Here is a 20,020-nt window from a genome sequence, read left to right as displayed (position 1 = left end):
AAACAAATGAAATTACTAACAACACATGAGCTTCACTATCTAAAATACAAAGATGCATATTTTGATCCTAAAAACCTGACTGGTAATAATCATTTTTTCGAACTACTTGATGTTTTTGATGATTTAGTCTTGGTTGCAAGATGCAAAGAGATTGCAAAAGATCCACAATGCCAAAGAGTTGACAATGACCGCATAGGTTTTCTTCCTGTAAATGATTTTCGTGGATATGATTTGTTTGGCAGGCAGGTTGCTTTACTGCAATGTAGGAAAATAGTAGGATTGGCTGATAGGTATTGGTTACGCTCACCCGGTTCTATTGCATCTATGGTCGGTTATTGGCTGCGAAGGGCTAATGTGCCATATTTCTCTCATTTAGTTGGAAATCCAGGGGAGGTTGCTGAATATACGACTGAGCATGTGTCAAAGCCTATTAGTAAGCTAATCAGAAAGATTATAGAATTTCAGTTCAATTCTTATATGAAAGGTTGTTATGGCAATTTGAGTGTAACAGAAAGGTGGCTACAGGAAATATATCCTTCAGCTGAGCCATCTAATGATATGGGGGCTTCTGATGTTAATCTTTCGTATGATATTTTCAAGGAACATCAGCGAGATTTTAACCCTAAAGTATTAAATATTGTCAACATTGCTGCATTATTACCATACAAAGGCCATCAGTTTTTATTTGAAGCTCTGCATTATATAAGAAACCAAAGAGAATGGTGTTTACATTTAATCGGTGAAGGCCCAATTCTCGAAAAATTAAAATATTTAGCTAAAGATTTGAAAATTATTGACAATGTCGTTTTTCACGGTCACCTTGGTTGGGCTAATGGTATTATAGATATATTAGATAATGCTCATTTGTTTGTGCTAAGTAGTTTGACCGAGGGAATGCCCCGAGTTTTACTTGAGGCAATGGCAAGATCGTTACCAGTAATTTCCACGGACGTTGGTGGTGTTAATGAGGTAGTTAGTAATGAATATCTTGTACCAATCAAAGATTCAAATTGTTTAGCAAAAAAAATATCAGATTATTGGAATTCTCCCCTTAAACTTGAGAAAATGAGTATAGAAAACTTCGAAAAAATTCAAGATTTTCGCTTTGATCGTTTGAGTCTACTCAGAAAAAAGTGGCTAACATGGATGCGAGATTATGGTGATCGCCCCAGTGAAAGAACATGGGAACAGTATATACAAATAGGTGGATGATATGATTTGTCTGAAAGAAAATATTAAAATATTAATTGTTGGTGCCAATGGTTTCTTGGGTGCTCACTTACTCCGCTATTTTGAAGAGAAAGGTGCAAGTATTGTAGCGGTTGATATTTCATTACCGGAATTTGATTCAAGTAAGTATAGCGATAGGGTCAAATGGTGTAAGGTTGACATACTCCAAGATGATTTATCAGATTATTTGCAGAGAGTAGATGTGGTGTACCATTTGGCAGGTAAATACTTACCAGGCAATTCAGCCCAAGTATTAAATGAACTTTGTACACTTAATGTAGAAGGTACAAAAAGAGTCTTGAAAGCATCAGTGAATGCAGGTGTTAAGTGTTTTATACATATTAGCAGTGCTGCCGTTTGCGGACGTATTGATGGTGGTGTTATTAAAGAAGAAGATATTATGCCGAATGAAAGCTATGGTTTAAGTAAGCTGAGAAGTGAGGATGTAGTTAAAGAAATATGTAATAATAAAATGGAATATGTAATTGTAAGGCCGACTGCATTCTTTGGTGAGAATCATCTTGGCAGTCTCTATGAAATGGTGAGAGCCATAAAGCATAAGAGGTATTGTATTATAGGCGATGGTGAAAATCATATGAATTTTTTATATGTTAGAGATCTTGTTGAGATACTCGTTGAATTAGCTAATAATTTTGACTCTTACAATCAAACTTTTTTAGTTGCAGATAGACCAATTGCCTTGAAGGATTTTACAAATTTAACTCGAAAAGAATTAGGGTTGAAACCGACCAGTTTGTATATGCCTAAATTGATAGGTTTGCTGATAGGGGGGGGCTTTGATTTGGTTTCTAAATTACTACGCAGATCGATGCCTCTATCTTTAAAAAGAGTGGCAAATATGACAAATGATTGCAGATATGATGGTTCAAAAATATTGGAAAAATTGTCTTTAAAACTTCCTTACGGTGTCGAAAAAGGATGGAGTAAGACCATTGAATGGTATAAATCAAATGATCTTTTGTGAATATGGATCTTTTTTATGATAAAACTTTGTATAATTTCTACTATCCCAACAACTATAAAAGCATTTTTCGGTGATCAGTTAGCCTTTCTAACGGAAAACGGCTTTGATATTACCATTATAACTTCGTCTCAGGTCAGTGCACAGGACTACGGGCGTCCTTTAACGGATAATATCAAGTTGCGTACTGTTAAAATGTCAAGGACCATAAGTCCCTTGGCAGATTTCAAGGCTTTCCGAGAAGTGCTTCATATCATTAGAGAGGGAGATTTTGATATTGTCCAGTATGTTACCCCTAAGGCGTCACTATTGGGCTCTTTAGCCTCGTTGTGGGCTAAAGTCCCCGTCAGGCTTTATCTTATGTGGGGCCTGTATTATGTCACACAGACTGGCTTCAAGCAATTCATGTTCAAGACAATTGAGCGGATTGTGTGCAAATGTAGTACAGCAATTGCGCCGGACAGTAAAGGGAATGTAAGGTTTGCTGTAAATGAAGGGCTCTGCAAATCAGATAAAATTGGTGTCGTGGGCCATGGAAGTGCAAACGGTGTTGATACAGATAAATTCGATCCTGAAAGGCTGGCGGAAGCAGGTAAAGAAATCAGGAGGGAACTAAATATACCTGATGATGCAAAAGTATTTGGTTGTATCGCTGCCACAGTTGGCGACAAGGGAGTAAATGAGTTAATAGAGGCTTTCGATATTATTTCAAAAGAGTACCCAGATGCATATCTGCTATATATTGGACAAACAACAGAAAAGGATCCGGTCAAAGATTCAACTCTAACAACCATGGATAGTCACCCGAGAATTATTCATCTCGGTTGGCAGACTGAGCCTGAGAAATACTTGGCTGCCATGGATTTCTTCGTCCTGCCGACTTACAGGGAAGGTTTTGGCGTTGTAAATATTGAGGCATCTGCTATGGGGCTACCGGTAATCTCAACGGATGTTCCAGGACCTCAGGAATCTATCGTAAATGGAGAGACAGGCATACTTGTACCAGCAAGGGAGGTTTCCCCTTTAGTGAGTGCAATGAAAGATTTGCTTGAAAGGCCATTGTACGTCAAAAAGCTCGGTTTTGCAGGTAGAAAAAGGGTTCAAGAGTTTTATGAGCAAAAAAAATTGTGGAATTTAATAATTGAACACAAACTTTCCTTGTTAGAAAAAGCAAAATGCAAATAAAGATTTTTGATACTTTTAAGGCCGGCATAGTCGCACATCTCCATATTAGTGGCATATCTACTGGCTTTATAAGTTCGCTGGGGGTGGGGTTTGTAACTGCGCTTTATGAGGCTATTTCTGAGGATCAGAATAGTTTTTGTTTTGTTGCTCAGGAAGATGAGCAGGTTTTGGGATTTGTTGCTTTCTCGTGCAATCTGGGCAAGCTATATAAATATGTGCTTAAAAGAAAATTCTTTCGTTTTGCTCCTAAAATTGCATTTCGTATGCTCAACTTTACTACATTTAAAAAGGTTGTGGCTAATCTTCTTTACCCTTCCAAGATGTCGAAGATGGATTTGCCGGATGCGGAACTGCTTTCTATTGTTGTGGCGCCTGAGGGCCGCGGCAGAGGTGTTGCATCAGAATTAACCCGGGCCGGTTTTGATGAGTGCCGCAGACGAGGCATCAACCGTGTTAAGGTTCTTGTTGCCGCTGATAATGAGCCGGCGAATCGTTTGTACCAGAAAGTCGGCTTTAAGTTTCATTCACAAATTGAAAGCCATGGGGTTTTGAGCAATGTTTATGTCGTAGAATTAGGAATTAGGAATTAGGAATTGAAACGGCAAGATGCAAAATTTCAATGATTAAAACTGATCCTGTAGATCGTGTAAATCCTGTCGAATGGATTAAAATTAGGAATTAGGAATTGCAGCAGCAAGATGCAAACTCCGTTTCCTCAATGTGCTCTGTGGTAAAAAATGGTTCCGGCTTTGCCGGGTAAGGAATTAGACATGATTAACATGATGAACAAGATTTCAGATAGTTTAACCTATATTCAGCATTTTCCAGTAATTTTAATCGCCGCCGGACGTAAGGTCTCGAGCAAGTCCATCTTGTATTGATCTTTGAAAAGTTGATAATTTGGCTCATGATAATTACTGGAGACAAATCATGAGCATTGAAAAACATTCAGACCTGGAACAACGCAGGTTCTGGGAGATGGTAATTGAGACCTGGCGTTCAAGCGGGTTGCCGGTCCGGCAGTTCTGCAAACAGGAAGGGTTATCTGAGCCGACATTTTACAGCTGGCGAAAGAAGCTCAGTCCTGACAAGCCGACGAAAGTGCCGGAGAAATCCGGTTTTGTCGAGGTTACATTGCCCGCCGGTAATCCAACACCACTGGAACTTATCCTAAGCTCCGGCAGCGTTCTGCGTATCAGCCCTTCAACCGAGAGTGAATTGCTGGCCCGCGTGGTCGGTGTTCTGCGTGAGGCCGGGTTATGCTGACACTTCCATCATCGGTCAGGATATTCATATACACTCAACCTACCGACATGCGATGCGGATTCAATAAGCTCTCGATGCTGACCGAAAGTTTTATGCTCAAGGATCCGTTGAGCGGCCATCTGTTCGTGTTCTTCAACAAGCATGGGGACAAGTGCAAGATACTCTTCTGGGACAGGACAGGTTTTGCCATCTGGTATAAACGTCTTGAAGAGGGAACTTTTGAAAAACTGAAAAACCCATCAAAACAACCCTCAATTGAGGTTGACATTTCAAAGCTTACATGGATACTCGAGGGGATAGATCTTTTCAAGGCGAGAAGAAGAAAGCGTTATGAGCGTAAAACGCCTCCATAGGCCCTGAAAGTTAAAAATACTGCATTTATTTTCTTATTTTTTCTTGCTTTTTCAGCTGTTTCTGATATACTTATTTCATCGTTAAGAACAATACTATTTCGTCTTATCAAATGGCAAAAGAAACAAAAATAACAGCTGAAACATCTAAAGAAGAGTTACCCTCCAATGTGGAGACTCTTAAGAGTATGGTGCTCACGCTGCTTGAACAAATAGATGATCTTACCGGCCAGCTGCATTATCTCAAGCGTCAGCTGTTCGGCAAAAAGAGCGAGAAACTTGATCCCGCCCAAAGGCTTTTGTTTGAAGATATGTACGAAGAGGTTAAGGCCAAGGTAGAGCAGCAGAGAGAAGAAAAGGCTGAACCCGTCAAGAAGACCGGCAGAAAGAAAAAACATAATGGCCGTAACCCTCTGCCGGCTGACCTTCCGAGAGAGACCATCAAGATAGAACCCTCCGAAGAAGAAAAGATCTGTCCTGTATGCAATACGCCTAAGGAAGTAATCGGCTCTGAGACAACAGAGGTACTCGAATATGTCCCGGCTGTCAATCGGCGCTTTAAATTAGGTCACTATGAGCGCGTTCAAAATGGGTCAGTTAAACCAGTTGTTATTTACTATTTTTAGTTTCATTTGTCAAGTTGGATTTGGATAAAACGATTATTTTCGACGTTATTGGGCAGATACGCCAGGCCTGTTTCGCCCGGACCGGCGGCCGGGTGAGAATGGGCCACCCAAAAAGCTCGTCGGAACCTGGCCGCCGCAAGCCGGGCGGGACAGGCCGGTTAAGACTGAGTCAGCCTTCATGGCCGGCTCTTTTCTCACAGGCACCATGCTCGGCACGGTCCTTGAGACGGTAGCTGCGGCCTGTGATGTTGATGATCTCAGCATGATGCAAAAACCTGTCCAGGATTGCGGTTGCCGATGGTACATCACCAATGAGCTTGCCCCAGTCTTCCAGCGGCCTGTTGGAGGTCATCATCGTGGATTTGTTTTCATATCGCCGCATAATGATCTCCAGCAGATACTCGCCGCAGCGTTTTGGCAGATGCTTGATGCCCATGTCATCGATTATCAGCAGCTCCGGCTTGAGATATCTGTTCATTACCTTATCCTGACAGGCAAAGGCATCTTCGTGCAGAAAATCCCTGGCAACATCAAATATCGAGCGGTACCGCACAGCCATGCCTGCCTTGACTGCCTGATAGCCTATCGCCTGACACAAATGACTCTTGCCCACACCCGGAGGGCCAAGCAGCAGAACATCAACGCCCTCACTGATAAAGCGGCATGTGGCCATATCAAATATCCGGCTTCTTTTAATCGAAGTATTGAACTGCCAGTCAAACTCCTCCAGTGTCTTGAGTTCTCTAAACCCGGCAGCCTTAATACCCCTTTGGATCTGGCGATGCTTTCTGACCAGCATCTCATCCTGCAGGATCAGTTCTAAAAACTCAGCATGAGTGAGGCTGTTGCCGGCTGCCTCCTGCAATCGAACTTCAAGTGTCTCAAGCATACCTGACAACCTTAGTGATTTTAATGTGTTATGCAGTGAATTGTTCATAATAATCTGCTCCTGAATAAGTTATGATTATTGTTCAGCCCAGAACCTCTCTTACGAATTCTCCGTAACTGGAGATATCTCTGATAATAGGGTGCTCATCTATAAATTCCATCTGGAGCTGCCTGTCACCGCCGTGTTTAATAATACTCCTGATGGTCTTCAATCGAAAAGCATTGTGGCTTAACGCTATTTTACATGCATTATCGATTTTGTTACCTTTATAGGTATTGGTCATATTCAGCAAGCCCAGAAGTACGCGGATACCAGGTATTCCTCTGGCCTCAAGCATCTGCAGGGCCCATCTCTCGGCATTGTCACCTATCAGACTGACTCGTTCAAGCATCCATACAACGCCGTTTTCTATCTTTGTTCTTTTCTCTGAATGAATATGTCCGTCCTGAGTCTGGAATCTGCCCGGCTCAACTTTAGCGTGAACAACAATCTGCTCCATGCTGCGGTTAAATACTCTTACCATATGGCCGTCCCATCTTGCCCATACCTTGCGGCCGGTATATTCCGGAGGCACCGAGTAATAGGTCCTCTCTACCTCTATATGGCCGTCCCTGTGAACGGACCGCTGAGCTTCTGTAAATGAAGGAAACCTTCCAACCGGAAGCCTCAATAAAGCAGGCTTTTCCTGTTCTGTGAACAATTTGCCTACCTGCTTGCGGGTAGTGCCGTGAATACGGGTATCGGCAATACGGCTCTCCCAGCTGAGAAGAAACTGATTCTGCTCTGAGAGGCTCTTAAAGCTGCGGCCCTTGAGGGCGTTATTTTTGACATATGCTACTGCTTTTTCAACCTTACCCTTGTGTCTTGGGGTATACGGCTTACAGGGTAAAATGGCGGTACCGTAATGACGGCAGAATGACACTATTTTTGGGTGTATCTCAGGATCATACCAGTCAGCTTTGTTTACAGCAGCTTTAAGATTATCTATTATCAGTGTTTGCGGAACACCGCCAAAGTGGTGAAAAGCGTTTTCCAGGCAATTTATAAAGTTATCGCCGGTCTGCCTGAAAACTGCCTCGCTGTAGGATTTACGGGAGAAGCTAAGCACTACCCGTATTACATGAGTTCTTTTTCGTCTGCCATCTTTCGTTATTACCGGTGCACCCGTACCAAAATCTATCTGAGCCTCTTCACCGGGCCTGCATTCAAGACGCCTGAACGGAACAGGCGAATTTTTACTGAGGCGGTTGACAAACCTGCGAACGCTGTGGTAGCTGACATCAGAGCCGTGGTCGTCACGAAGATCCTGCCATATACGCCGGCGGCTGAGCCCCATATCCAGCTTGTTCTTAATTATTTCACGGTAAGGCTCACAATTGCTTACCGGACCGGTTGAGCTTTGGGCCACCGACCCGGGAGGCGCGTTAGTGACCTGTTTTGAATTATCATTGTCTGATTTTGCATACTTACGCACCGTATCCAGGTGGATGCCAAGCTCTCTGGATATACGCCTGCAAGACCAGTTACGCTCTCTTAATGTCTGTATTACACTTCTTTTAGTCATTTTTAGATAGTTCGCCATAAAGACCTCCGTTATATTTTCGATAATATCGATAATATAACGACTCTAAGGCAAAAACTTCCTTTCAAAATGACCTATTTTGACCCGCTCATTACTGACCTGTTTTCAGCGCCGCTTAACACCGGCATCGTTTTACGTCAAAGAGTATGTCAGGAAGAAATTTTGCTGCAAGGCTTGCGAATCAGAGATATCTATTGGTCCGCTTCCCCCAAGGGCGATAGACAAGGGTATCGCCGGCGAGGGACTGCTGGCTCATATAATAACGAGTAAGTATTGTGATCATGCACCCTTGAACAGACTGGAAAGCATCCTCAAGCGGCATGGTGTTGATATAAATGTATCCACAATGTGTGGTTGGGTCGATAAATGTGCTGATCTGCTGGAGCCCCTGGTTAAAAGGATGCACAGGAAGATTCTTGAGTCTCCAAAGATTAATACCGATGACACCCGTATCCCAATAAAGAGCAGAAAACGTAAAGGTTCCACCTATAACGGTTATTTGTGGACCTATATTGATGATAAGAGTAATGTGGTGTTTGATTTTACGCCCACAAGATCAAGACAAGGGCCGCTGGAATTCCTTGGTGATTATGCCGGCAAGGTTCAGGCCGATGCATACAGCGGATATGATGAGTTTTTTAATAAAGGTAAGGCCACGGAAATTGGCTGCAACGCCCATGCGCGAAGAAAGTTCGAGTATGCTATAGATGACGATCCCCTCAGGGGTACCCGTATGACGGTATTATGGGGCAGGCTATATGCGATTGAAAGCAGGGCTAAACGCGAAGAGTACTCCGATGAGCAGCTGTTGGAAGCCCGACAGAAAGAGGCTGTGCCGATACTCGAAGAAATAAAGAGCCTTCTTGACGAATACAAGGCTCAAGTGCTGCCAAAGACCCCGATAGGCAAGGCGGTAACCTACGCTTTGAACCAGTGGGATGCTCTGTGCAGATATACGGAAGATCCAATTCTGGATATTGATAACAATCTGGCCGAACGTACACTGCGTATGGTCGTCATAGGTCGAAAAAACTATATGTTTGCCGGAAGTGAGGCCGGAGCCTGGCGAGCATCGATTATCTACAGCCTGGTAGCAAGCTGTAAATTGATGGGCCACGACCCGTTCGCCTACTTCAACGATGTACTGAGAAGAGTGAGCACCCACCCGGGACACAAAATAGACGAGCTTCTCCCCAGCAACTGGAAGAAACCTGAGTCTAACACTGAAGAAGGCAAAATTGTCAAAGAACAGATATTGAAAGCCTCCTGACGAACCACCAGCTTGCCCCAGCTATTTTTTTCAAGGGTGCAGTTCCTCGAAACCTTACCGCCGGACGGTAAGGATAATTATTGTTTAACAAGTCTCATGAGGCGGGTGGTCTGATTGCCGCTTGACTAGGACATACGTTTTTGTTCTGACCTATAATTTCCGACGGCCTCGCCGGTGAGGAGATGCCGGTTGTAAAACCTTAGCAGAGTTAGTTTTAAGTCAGAACTTTCACTTATGTTCAATTTATCAGAATGGTTGAGGCTATAAAAGTATTTGTTAAATCTTCCCCAGCCGAACTGCCGGTCTTCGCCGCCGTCGTTTAGCCGGCCGTCGATGATATAGCTTATTATTTTGGGTCCGCCGTCAACGATAATTACAACATGCTGCTGTTTGCCCTGCTGTATGGTATTCGGGTCACTGCTCCAATACGCCGCGTTTCTGCCGTCGAACATTCTAAAGACGTAATTAGCCTGCTCGCCTACGCTTACAGTTAAACCTATTTGAGCCTTCGAACGCGTATCAAGCAATATCTGCCCGGGCTGCAACGAGTTCACAGCGGCGGTAAATTCCACGGTGAACCCGGCGCGGGTGTCTTTTGTCGGGTACATAAGTTGAGAGAAATTATATTCGCCAAATTCCGGCAGAGGCGGCATATCAAACGTGCCGCGTAAGCCGCGGGAATCCTCAAGCTCAAGTATTACTCCGTCTTTGGCCTGTTGGTTCACAGTGTCCTGGCTGAAAAGTTTTTCGATTATATAATCAGGTATTTTGTGCACTCTGGCAGTCTTTTTCTGTGTTTCTGTCAGATAGAAACTTCCGCTATCCTCAATTAGAGACGGGTAGCTCATTCTAACTAACGGATCATCATCATAGATAACAATTTCCGGCTGACTCCAGTGAATGACCTTGCCCTCGGGCGAGTCTTTTTCAGTGCCGGCAGAAAGCCATACGGGGTTTCTGTCTCTGTATGCATCCGGTCTCGGACCTGCCCATCTGCCGCCGGTTATGCCGTGATTGTGGAACCAGTAAAGCAGTTTGCCGTTACTGCACCTCCAGACAAAGTTGGCGGCTCTGGGGTGCTTAATCTTTCTGCCGCCGGGGGTGTATGTCATAAACTCCGGCCCTGTCCAGGTATGGCCGCCGTCTCTGCTGTATGCGTGGCAGGGGTGGCCGTCAATAGTTCTGTATGTGCAGTACAATGAGCCGTCTGAAAGTCCTGCCAGATTGGCCTCGTCAGAGACCGGCCCGACGGGAGATTTCAAACCACAATCGCCGTCCGGCAGTGTCTGCCATGTTATTTTGTCCGGTTCGGTTTCTGTGAGAATATTTTTGCTCTTGAGGAAGCAGCCTTGGCTCTTGTACATAAATCCCTTGCCGAAACGCTCAATTTTGGCAAATCCTATATAAACCGCGCCGTCATGCACAATAGGTTTGCCAACGCCCCAGAAAAACTGGATTTGACCCTTGTAGGGATTCTCATAATCGCATTTCATTTTTCTTATTGGTATTTCCCACCGCTGTTCTGACCAGCTTTTGCCGCTGTCATCAGAATACTTGTAAGCCATCACTCCAAGCGAATCAACACGCGTGGTATATCCTTCTTTTCGGAAGTTTGTATCACATACAACCTTTCGAATGTTTTCCTTGTTGTAATTATAGAAGACATAGATCCTTCCCGAGGGCACAATGACCGGCAATGCCCAGGACGCCTCCGGTCCCTCCGGCGATTCAATCTTTACGGGCAGGCTCCAGCTGCGGCCTTTATCACTGCTTATCGTTGATATGATATGCTGGCCGGACTGGCCCTCTTCGCCCGCACCGGTAGTTATGACGCAAAGCCAGTCGCCATCTTTTGTTATTACGACATACGGCTGGTCGGCATAGCCTTCGCCTGCCGGGATATCAAAACCATTGAGAATATTTCTGGCATCCGGTATTTGAGACATTCTAAAACTCCGCTTATTAAAAATAAAAAATATATCAGCCCTTTACCGCTCCAGAGCTGAGGCCCTTGATGAAAAACTGCATAGTGAACAGGAACAGAAGAATCAGCGGGATAGACGCTATCGCGTAAGACGCCATCATAGGCCCCCACTGCTGAACATAAGCTCCCTCGATCTGATATAGCTTAACTGCCATGGGCAGCCTCGTCTCATCACGAAGAACTACAAGAGGGAGAATGAAACTGTTCCACTCAAAGATAAATCTAAGTATTGCCAAGGTTGATATGATTGAGCCGCTGAAAGGTATAACGATATGCAGAATCTGCTGAAGATGACCTGCTCCGTCCATCTGTGCCGACTCAAAAAGGTCCTTGGGAATCTCTTCAATGAAATTACGCAGGATGTATATTGTAACGACCTGCCCGCCTGAGGTGCCCAGGATTATAAGGGCAAAATACGTGTTGAGCAGGTTTAGATTTTTTAGCAGAGAAAACAGCGGTATCAGATTCGCAACTCCCGGCATGAGCATAAGGATCATAAAGATTGCCCAGAATATTTTCCAGCCGGGCATCTTGCATCTGGCGAAGAAATATGCCGCACTTATACCAAAAGCCAATGCCATCGCAGTGGCAGAAACCGAGAGAAAGATTGAGTTTGCAATCGTCTGGCCGATGTTGTCCCAGCCCTTGGCCCAGTTCTCAAAATTCAGCGGCAGTGTCGGCAGCCAGGGCTGATTGTAAAACTGGGTGTTATCCTTGAAACTTATATTAAATACCATGTACAATGGAAATAACGAAAAGCCCAGGATCAGCCATATAAACAGGTGTTTAACAGATTCCGAGACGAAAGACCGCTTCTTTTTTCCGATTGAGTACATTAATGATCAACCCTCATATATTTATTGTTTATCCATGTTAAAACCAGTATCAGCGCAAATATCAGCAAGCCTATCGCGCAGGCATAGCCGGCCTCCTGGTCAACAAAGGCCTTTCTGAACATATACAGCCCGGGAACCATACCCGCGCCGGCGGGGCCTCCGCTGACGCCGAGCAGCACAAGGACAAGCCCGTAGCTTTTGAGAGTATTGATAATCATAAGGGCCGCGTTGAGCCTGACCTGAGTCATTATAAGCGGCAGTTCTATATTAAGGAATTTCCTGAACCAGCCTATCCCGTCAATTTCCGCCGCCTCATATACCTCCGTCCCAATCGAAGACAGCCCTGCCAGATATATCAGCACTCCAACAACTCCAACCCACGGGAAACCCCATATTATCAGCGCCGGCACGATAAGCTGCGGCGTGCTCAGCCAGGCAGGATCTACACCCTCAACAAACAATCCCCAGCCGGCCAGTGAGTCTATCCATTGCAGAAGAGACATCACACCCGTAACCTCAAGAACCTTGTTGAGAATCCCGAAAGTCGGGTCAAAGAAAAATTTCCATATCAAAAGCCACACTATTCCAGGTATAATCATCGGTATTACGAAGAGTACCCTGTAGAGGTATTGCCAGTTTTCTCTTTTTAGTCTGTGTATGACTACTGAAACGGCAATCGAAGGAACCATCTTTACAAAATTCGCCAGAACCAGTATCAGTATAACGATAAATGAGCGGCCTAAAACTCCATCAGTAAAGGCCCTTCGAAAGTTGTCCAGTCCGATGAATTTTTCAATATCCGCTCCGTTCCAGTCATAAAAAGAGTGATAAATGGCACTGTAAGCGGGGAAATACGAAAAGACAAGCACCAGCAGAAGACTTGGAAGAACAAAGAGGTAAGCCCGCCAGTCTTTGCTGATCCGCTGAATATTATTTGAAAATTTTTCTTTAACCATAGACTCTGATTCTCGTTAAACCGTTAACATTACTCATCCGAGACAACGTTGTATTCCTGCTGAAGTTTATTCCAGATGTATCTTCTGTTGCTTATTCCGTGCTGCATGAGGTTCAGTACTTCCATACCAAGCTGATAAGAAGTTCCCTCGCCGACGATTGAGCCTTTTTCGAGCTCTCCGGCCTCCGGGAAGATTATCTTTGACCTTGCCTGGGCCAGGCCGAACTCACTTTGAGAAAGCATATTTTCATAGAGTACATCTCGTCTTATAAAATCCCTGACACCCTTTGTCAGCCATATATTTTCATATTCTTTCATGAAATTCTCGAACGATAGATCTCCCACGAGATACCGGGGATAGAACTGATCCCACCACAGCTTGACATTACCTCCCTGCCACAACTGAGGATAACGGTAAACACCCTCATAGTTAGGTTTGAACGCCTTGAGAAAATCGTGAGGGCGGGCGCCGCTTATAACCGGATACCAGACAAGCGACTGATTAAACTCTTCGTTTATCCTGCGGCTGCTCAAAAAACGCAAAAAATCAATCGCAAGTTCAGGGTTTTTGCTGACCTTTGATACGCCGAAATGGAACTGGCCCACAGGCGACTCAGCAACCGGACCGGCTACATATTTTCCGTAAACGGGGTGATCCCGCCGCGGTATCGGATAATCAAAGACACCTACCTCAAAATTACAGTTTTCCTGGAAGATGCGTGCATCTTTAACCGAACCCTTGATCATAGCCGCCTTGTTCTGTATAAACATGAAACGCGACTGTGATGACTGAGCGGAAACGAAACCCGGCTGAAAATTTTCTGAGAGCTCTCTTAGCAGAGCCAGTGCCGCTTCAAAACGCTCATTGACCAGGGTAAAATCACCTTTAATAAGACCAAACAAAATAAACGTCGCATCGGGAATCCCGTTATAACCCCTGTCGTATTCATCAATCATGCCGCCGGTCATAACTGGAAAATAGCTGTTAAAGAAACCGTAAAGCGATGCCGGCGAATAAAAAGTCGCCAGCGGTGATACCTGCAAATCATTCTCTTTCGAGTAATCTTTTATCTGTCTGCAAATATCCATCCATTCTTGAAAATTCTCCGGGGGCAGGTCATCGCCTTTTACCTGGCGGAACAAATCCTTGTTGTAAAAAATCCGGCTTAGCTCTATAGTCAGCGGCACACTGTAATATTCCATCAGGTGAAACCAGTAGCCTCCCTTCATACCGTCAACATAGGTATCCCGCCAGATGGTATTTTCAAGGTCTGTACCTTTGTTATGCGGGTTAATCTCATTGACATGAGGGGTCAGCGGCAGGAAAAATCTTGTAGCCAGCATTTCCCACATCTGGTCGCCGCGATTAAGTGTCTGAATGATATCCGGAGCCTTGCCGCCTATAAGCTGAACATTAGTCCACTGCAGGTAAGCCTTTTCGGGGATACTCTGGATTACAACCTTGACATCGGGGTTAATTTTTTCATATTCAGCAGCCGCACTGTCAAATGCCGCCTGAACACCTTCGTCTGAAACGCTGTGCACAAGCCTGACTATAGTTTTATCTGCGGCATCGGGCACTCCGCCGCCGCTGCTGACAAGAAACACCCAGACGGCCGCCCATAAAAAGAAAACTAACAGAAAAATCAGGCCCGTAAACCGCCATATTATTTTGAAAACTCTAAACATTATTCAGAATCCTCTCTTATTTTTTCAAGCATCTGCCTGCTCGAATACCTTCGCTGGTCAAACTCACATTCGTCTAAAATCTTTTGATACCAATAGGCTGCCCGCTCTTCATTGCCGGCTATCAGCCGGTAAACCTGGCCAAGGTACCAGAACTGCTGACCCCATCTAAAGGGATCAAACATTTTCATCTCTCCGAGTCTCTCGGCATACGGAAGGGATTCCATATATTTCTGATAGGTTTCTCCGAGCCGGTAAACGACACGGAACAGCATCACCCTTGCAAGCGGATTGTCCGGCTTTTCCTCGAGGTATTGCTTGAGAATATCCACACCCTTATAATCTTCATCTGAATCGTAGTCTGTAAAATACACTTGCGCAAGCCGCAGCACAGCCTCGTCTGCGGCATCAGTATTTTTCTTTTCACTGATTACCCTCTGATACAGCGAACGGGCCTTTGTTCTCTCGCCCGTTTTTGCCGCTATATTCCCAAGTTCAAGCATTACCCATGGAACAGAATCGTCATCCGGATACTCCTGAAGAATACTATTGAAATACTCTCGCGACATCTCAAGATCCGGTTTAGGTGCTGCAAACTTATATGAGAGGCCAAGCCCGTATAGAGCCTGAACCTTTTTGTCTGCACGGGCGTTTTCATCGTTAAGAACGTGAGTGAAATTTTGAATGGAACTTTCCGTATCCTTAATACTGAATTGCCTCCAGGCAGACTTAAGCACCTGCGAGATATTCAGTTCTTCTGAAACAGCGGCAGGGTCATCGCCGCCGCAGCCGCAAAAAAACATAAGCAGAAATGCCGCAGGAAAAAACAATTTTTTACTTTTGCACAAATGACTCATGATTCAGTCTCGCAGGCTTTGATTGTATCTTAGCAGCTCTGAATACCATTTGCCGCTGTCTTTGACTATTCTTTTCTGCGTCGGGTAGTCAACATAGACAATCCCGAATCTTCGGGAATAGCCCAGCGCCCATTCAAAATTATCAAGAAACGACCAGACAAAATACCCCTTGAGATTTATTCCCTGCTCTACGGCCCGTTTTGCCTGTTCTATATGAGCATGAAGATATCTGGTGCGTCTGGCATCGTGCACTTTCCCGTCAGGTGATACTTCGTCATGAAATGCCGCGCCGTTCTCGATTATATAGAGTTCGGGAATATCGTAGTCTTTGTCCAGCATGGATAAAACCTCGAAGAGACATTCCGGATAAATCGGCCAGTCCATCTGTGTATATGCGGCATCACGGGGCTTGAATTCCCGACCGCCGATAAACGCATTTTTGGGGTCATTCTCAATAATTCTGCGGAAATAACAGTTTATGCCCAGCATGTCAATCGGCTCTGAAATTACGGACAGCTCCTGTTCAGTGACTTCGGGAAATTTATCGCCGAAATATTCTACCATATCCTCCGGATAGCTGCCTTTGAATATAGGATCGAGGAAACATCTGCTGAAATAACCGTCCCATCGCTGGGCTGCGCGATGGTCATGTATTGAAGCCGTAGCCGGATAATAGGGGAAAACCGCCAGCACAATACCATATTTATTCCCGGCAGAGCCGCTTTGACGCATAGCCTGTACGGCCAGACCGTGGGCCAGATTCAGGTTATGCGTAACCTGCAAGCCTTCCTTTATATCTTTATGGCCGGGTGCGAAAATACCGGCAACATGCCCTGCCGAGGCCACACAGTGAGGCTCATTGTGGGTTGTCCAGAATTTCACACGGTCAGAGAGATTTTCACACATAAAGCGTGAATAATCCGCAAAATGTTTCGCGGTATCCTTATTAAGCCAGCCGCCCTGATCCTGGAGGCTCTGGGGCATATCCCAGTGGTTTAGAGTGAGATACGGCTCAATAGATGCCGCCCGAAGCTCGTCAACAAGCGAATTGTAGAAATCAAGACCCTTCTGGTTTACTTTTCCCGTGCCCTCGGGAAAGACTCTGGGCCATGATATAGAAAACCGGAAAGAATCAAGCCCCATCTCTTTCATGATCTTTATGTCGTCTTTGTACCTGTGGTAAAAATCACAGGCCTCATCTCCGGTGTCGCCGTTGAGTATGCGGCCGGGCTGCTTGCAGAAAGTGTCCCATATCGACAGTCCTTTGCCGTCCTCGTATGCCCCGCCTTCAATCTGATACGCGGCGGTAGAAGCGCCGAATATAAACTCTTTGGGGAACTTTAATGATTTAAATTCCAATTTAGGCTCCTGTTATAGTTATTGTACTTTTAATTCAAACTCGTCAACGTCAAGACGGAATTTATCCGCCGGCGCGATATATCCGTGCGGATAGCCGTCGCCAAGATACAGCCGCGGCGTGAGTCTGCCTGTGTCGAACACATTCCGGGAATCGCCGTTTTTAATTGCGACTTTGCCGTCTTCAAATATAAGTTTTATCTGCGACCATTTTCCCAGCTCAAACGCGGCAGCCCGGTGCCACTTGCCATCAATCCTGATATGCAGGTTATCCGAATCGCCGTTTAACATGCCCAGGATTATCTGCCCGTCGTCTCCAAAGGACATTATCCGCAGTTCCTCACTGACAATCGGGTAATCAATCCTGATGGGAAGGTCCATTTCAATACGGCTTTTATCCGGATCAAAACCGTCCATATCCACGCCGCATGAGCTGCTGCCGCTGAGAAGCAGGCACTGCCTGCCCATGTATTCCTCGTGTTTTACGCCCGCGGCAACCGGAGCCTCTGAGTCTATGAACCGTAAAGAATCATAGTTATCTGCGCCAACACTCCATCTGGCCTCTGGTGCGGCTTTGATGTCTCCGGACAATTCATCGAAGCCGAACATATCGGCAAACCTGTTATGGTCAAAACGTATTTCCGGCTCGCTCAATTTTCTGTCATACACATTTACGTTAAAAACTCCGCCGTAAAAGGGAAAATGGTTTTTCGCCCTTTCTTTTCCGCAGTACCTGAAAAACGCCACCGGCTCATCGGAGCTGAGGCTCTCCGCATCAAAGTTTATCTGCTCATCGGAGAGTTTATTATCTTCCCAAAATAGAATCTTTTTTTCACTGTTATCAATCACCACGCAAAAAAAGTAATACTCATCGTTTAGCGGCTGATTGAAGCCCTTCATATAAACCCGTTCACCTTCACGGTAACGGTGTCCCAGGGGGTAATCTTTATCGCCGATTCTCACATATATTTTGGGGAAGAAATCATGCCGGATTGAGAAGCCTCCGTCTCCCTCGGAATCAAGAGCATCGAAGATAACGCCGTTATTATGCGGCTTCTGCCGTATCCAGCCGGTAATTGTCACAGACTTTTGACCAAGGTCATTTACATCTCTGGATACAATATCGTTATGTCCCGCATAGCATGTAATCTCGCCGGGAACAACGTTGGCAATGTCCTGTTTTGCCGTATAATCAAGAGGCGATATCTCCAAAGACGCGGCTTTCACCGCAGCGATATCTGTTGTACCGCTGCTGCCGTGCCTCTTTGCCGTTAGTGAAAAATACGCCTCTGCCTGTTGGGCAGTGATTCTGCTCTCGTAAATCCTCATATCGGCGGAATCAAAACCTGCTCCGCGGAGGAAATCACCAAGCACGAGCCTGTATGTACCGCGGGCAAAATCGGCCGCGTCGAATTTCAGGCCGGCTTCCTCGCCGCAGTTGACTTTCAGACAACCCGTTCCCGTTTTGAGGTCAAACATACCGCTTAGCATACTCCATCTGCCGTCAGCGGGCAGAGATACATTGCTTTTGACCTTTTCGCCGGCAAAATTCACAAACAGACTGCCTTGTTTGTCCTGTTCAACAAAAAATTTACTTCCATCAGGGCCGCTTAGCTGATACAGAACACCCTCGCCGCCGTCGGGCCGAAGCCAACATGTAAACGAAAATGCGTCCTTTATGTCAATATCCCCGCCGGTATCAAAACTGTTATACTGATCGATCCGTATAAACGAAGGGTTAAAACGCGGCAGATCGTTTGACGTAAGGGCCCGATCCCGCGACCGCGGCATTATGTAGTATTTATCATTGCGGGGCGCCGGGCTGACCCTTGCGGTTTTAATCGCTCTGGGAGTGTGGCCGCTTGTATAGACAACGTAGAGGTCTTCATCTTTCAACACCGCCTGCGGATAGCATATACCCAGCTCATCATCAATGATACTTGTGCCGGCGACAAAATCATCCCTGCCTGTTCTCGATGAAAACAGGGCTATGTTTATCCTGTCGCCGGTATTGCGGTTTGCAGCGCTGTCATGCTGTACCATTATCTTTCTGCTGCCGATATTTCCCAGCCACATGCGGCTGCTGACTGTCCGGATAGCGCTGTAAACAGGGTCTGCGAATGCAGTTCCGCCCCTGTTGCCCAGAGCCGTGAAAAAGGTCTTATCGGGCTCAAGAAGATCGCCGTGCATATCGCGGACAAACATCCTGACATTTTTATCATCCTGAACGATCCCCATAGGCTCCCAGCTGCGATGATAAGGGCCATGCGGGTGAGCTACAAAGGCCTGCGGGTAATACTGCCATGTTTCGCCCGCGTCAGAAGACTTCAAAAACGTGCAGAACCATTTACGCTGATCCTGGGGCAGATCCGACTTCTCACGGAGAATTACCGGCACCAGCACCGAACCGTCTTCAAGTACCGTGCATTCCTGGCTGGGGAAGATGAAATACTCGGCCCCGTCATATTCTATTACCTCAAAAATTACACGGTGAGTCCAACCCTCTGCAGGGTCAGTAAGTTTTGAAACGATAAACCCTCCGGCCTTTGTCCAGAGCGCCCAAAGTTCTTTATCCTTATAGTTGAGCAGATTTGGCTGCCACTCTGTCTGCCACGAAGGCGAGCCGAAAACCGGCGTATCCTCAAACTCCCTGTATCCGCTCCAGTGAATACCGTCATCACTGAACGCCCAGTAATTCTTCTGCCCGGGCCTGCCTTCCCACCAGTTTGTATTTCCGTTCCACGCGGCGTAAAACCTGCCCTGGAAATACTCAATTGACGAATCGTGGTTGTACTTAAGCTCGCCGTATTCAGGGTTATAGACAAAGCCTTTTGTTATCTGAGGCTGATAAACTTCATATTGGGATGCTTCAAGCATTGATGGCATTACTACAGTAAAAACAAGAATTAACGCTATCGCGGCAAACATTTTTCTTAAATACATAGCTCTTTATCTTTAACATTAAA

At 45.5% G+C, this 20,020-nt stretch carries 17 protein-coding genes; 8 read left to right on the top strand and 9 right to left on the bottom strand.

Going from position 1 to position 20,020, the window contains the following annotated elements; translation table 11 throughout:
- Window positions 1–6 precede the first annotated feature (6 nt).
- The 7 genes from SMSP2_RS09235 (at window position 7) to SMSP2_RS09205 (ending at window position 5,639) form a co-directional block, all read left to right on the top strand.
- Window positions 7–1,212 carry a glycosyltransferase family 4 protein gene (locus SMSP2_RS09235; protein ID WP_146683671.1) on the top strand — a complete coding sequence of 402 codons (1,206 nt, stop codon included), beginning with the start codon at window positions 7–9 and terminating at the stop codon, window positions 1,210–1,212.
- Window position 1,213: 1 nt separating this feature from the next.
- Window positions 1,214–2,215 carry an NAD-dependent epimerase/dehydratase family protein gene (locus tag SMSP2_RS09230; RefSeq protein ID WP_146683670.1) on the top strand — a complete coding sequence of 334 codons (1,002 nt, stop codon included), beginning with the start codon at window positions 1,214–1,216 and terminating at the stop codon, window positions 2,213–2,215.
- A 15-nt stretch (window positions 2,216–2,230) separates the two neighbouring features.
- On the top strand, window positions 2,231–3,397 hold the full coding sequence (locus SMSP2_RS09225; protein ID WP_146683669.1) for a glycosyltransferase family 4 protein: 1,167 nt from the start codon (window positions 2,231–2,233) through the stop codon (window positions 3,395–3,397).
- Entirely contained in the window at window positions 3,388–3,987 is a 600-nt protein-coding gene (locus SMSP2_RS09220; protein ID WP_146683668.1) for a GNAT family N-acetyltransferase, read from the top strand. The genes SMSP2_RS09225 and SMSP2_RS09220 overlap by 10 nt, the downstream gene beginning before the upstream one ends.
- 340 nt (window positions 3,988–4,327) lie before the next feature.
- The gene (gene tnpA, locus SMSP2_RS09215) at window positions 4,328–4,663 is read left to right on the top strand and encodes an IS66 family insertion sequence element accessory protein TnpA (RefSeq protein WP_146683667.1); all 336 of its coding nucleotides are present in this window, start codon (window positions 4,328–4,330) and stop codon (window positions 4,661–4,663) included.
- A complete protein-coding gene (gene tnpB, locus SMSP2_RS09210) occupies window positions 4,657–5,016 on the top strand; it encodes an IS66 family insertion sequence element accessory protein TnpB (RefSeq protein ID WP_146682968.1) in 360 nt (119 codons plus the stop codon). Before tnpA ends, tnpB begins: the two co-directional genes overlap by 7 nt.
- Before the next feature lie 110 nt (window positions 5,017–5,126).
- Window positions 5,127–5,639 carry an IS66 family transposase gene (locus SMSP2_RS09205; RefSeq protein WP_146683666.1) on the top strand — a complete coding sequence of 171 codons (513 nt, stop codon included), beginning with the start codon at window positions 5,127–5,129 and terminating at the stop codon, window positions 5,637–5,639.
- A gap of 169 nt (window positions 5,640–5,808) precedes the next feature.
- On the opposite strand, the gene istB is transcribed toward SMSP2_RS09205, so the two are convergent.
- Window positions 5,809–6,576, bottom strand: a complete 768-nt coding sequence (gene istB, locus SMSP2_RS09200; protein ID WP_146683605.1) for an IS21-like element helper ATPase IstB — start codon at window positions 6,574–6,576, stop codon at window positions 5,809–5,811.
- Window positions 6,577–6,610: 34 nt separating this feature from the next.
- Entirely contained in the window at window positions 6,611–8,092 is a 1,482-nt protein-coding gene (gene istA, locus SMSP2_RS09195; RefSeq protein WP_186804653.1) for an IS21 family transposase, read from the bottom strand.
- A gap of 97 nt (window positions 8,093–8,189) precedes the next feature.
- On the opposite strand from istA, the gene tnpC reads away from it, so the two are divergent.
- Window positions 8,190–9,380: an IS66 family transposase gene (gene tnpC, locus SMSP2_RS09190; RefSeq protein WP_186804659.1), complete on the top strand. Its 1,191-nt coding sequence runs from the start codon at window positions 8,190–8,192 to the stop codon at window positions 9,378–9,380.
- Between the two features lie 125 nt (window positions 9,381–9,505).
- Here tnpC and SMSP2_RS09185 read toward each other — a convergent pair whose 3' ends face one another.
- Genes SMSP2_RS09185 through SMSP2_RS09155 form a run of 7 tightly spaced genes read right to left on the bottom strand, consistent with a single transcriptional unit; the run spans window position 9,506 to window position 19,997 of the window.
- On the bottom strand, window positions 9,506–11,326 hold the full coding sequence (locus SMSP2_RS09185) for a sialidase family protein (RefSeq protein ID WP_146683664.1): 1,821 nt from the start codon (window positions 11,324–11,326) through the stop codon (window positions 9,506–9,508).
- Between the two features lie 34 nt (window positions 11,327–11,360).
- Complete coding sequence (locus tag SMSP2_RS09180; RefSeq protein ID WP_146683663.1) at window positions 11,361–12,200, bottom strand: carbohydrate ABC transporter permease; 840 nt, start codon at window positions 12,198–12,200, stop codon at window positions 11,361–11,363.
- The gene (locus SMSP2_RS09175) at window positions 12,200–13,156 is read right to left on the bottom strand and encodes a carbohydrate ABC transporter permease (RefSeq protein ID WP_146683662.1); all 957 of its coding nucleotides are present in this window, start codon (window positions 13,154–13,156) and stop codon (window positions 12,200–12,202) included. Before SMSP2_RS09175 ends, SMSP2_RS09180 begins: the two co-directional genes overlap by 1 nt.
- Before the next feature lie 29 nt (window positions 13,157–13,185).
- Complete coding sequence (locus SMSP2_RS09170; RefSeq protein WP_146683661.1) at window positions 13,186–14,844, bottom strand: ABC transporter substrate-binding protein; 1,659 nt, start codon at window positions 14,842–14,844, stop codon at window positions 13,186–13,188.
- Window positions 14,844–15,644 carry a tetratricopeptide repeat protein gene (locus SMSP2_RS09165; protein WP_186804658.1) on the bottom strand — a complete coding sequence of 267 codons (801 nt, stop codon included), beginning with the start codon at window positions 15,642–15,644 and terminating at the stop codon, window positions 14,844–14,846. The genes SMSP2_RS09170 and SMSP2_RS09165 overlap by 1 nt, the downstream gene beginning before the upstream one ends.
- Window positions 15,645–15,701: 57 nt before the next feature.
- The gene (locus SMSP2_RS09160; RefSeq protein ID WP_146683659.1) at window positions 15,702–17,057 is read right to left on the bottom strand and encodes a GH1 family beta-glucosidase; all 1,356 of its coding nucleotides are present in this window, start codon (window positions 17,055–17,057) and stop codon (window positions 15,702–15,704) included.
- An 18-nt stretch (window positions 17,058–17,075) separates the two neighbouring features.
- Complete coding sequence (locus SMSP2_RS09155; RefSeq protein WP_146683658.1) at window positions 17,076–19,997, bottom strand: exo-alpha-sialidase; 2,922 nt, start codon at window positions 19,995–19,997, stop codon at window positions 17,076–17,078.
- Window positions 19,998–20,020 lie beyond the last annotated feature (23 nt).

Source organism: Limihaloglobus sulfuriphilus (assembly GCF_001999965.1).
Lineage (GTDB): Bacteria > Planctomycetota > Phycisphaerae > Sedimentisphaerales > Sedimentisphaeraceae > Limihaloglobus > Limihaloglobus sulfuriphilus.
Note: the sequence above shows the minus strand (reverse complement) of the source record. Positions and strands in the feature narration are given on the sequence as shown.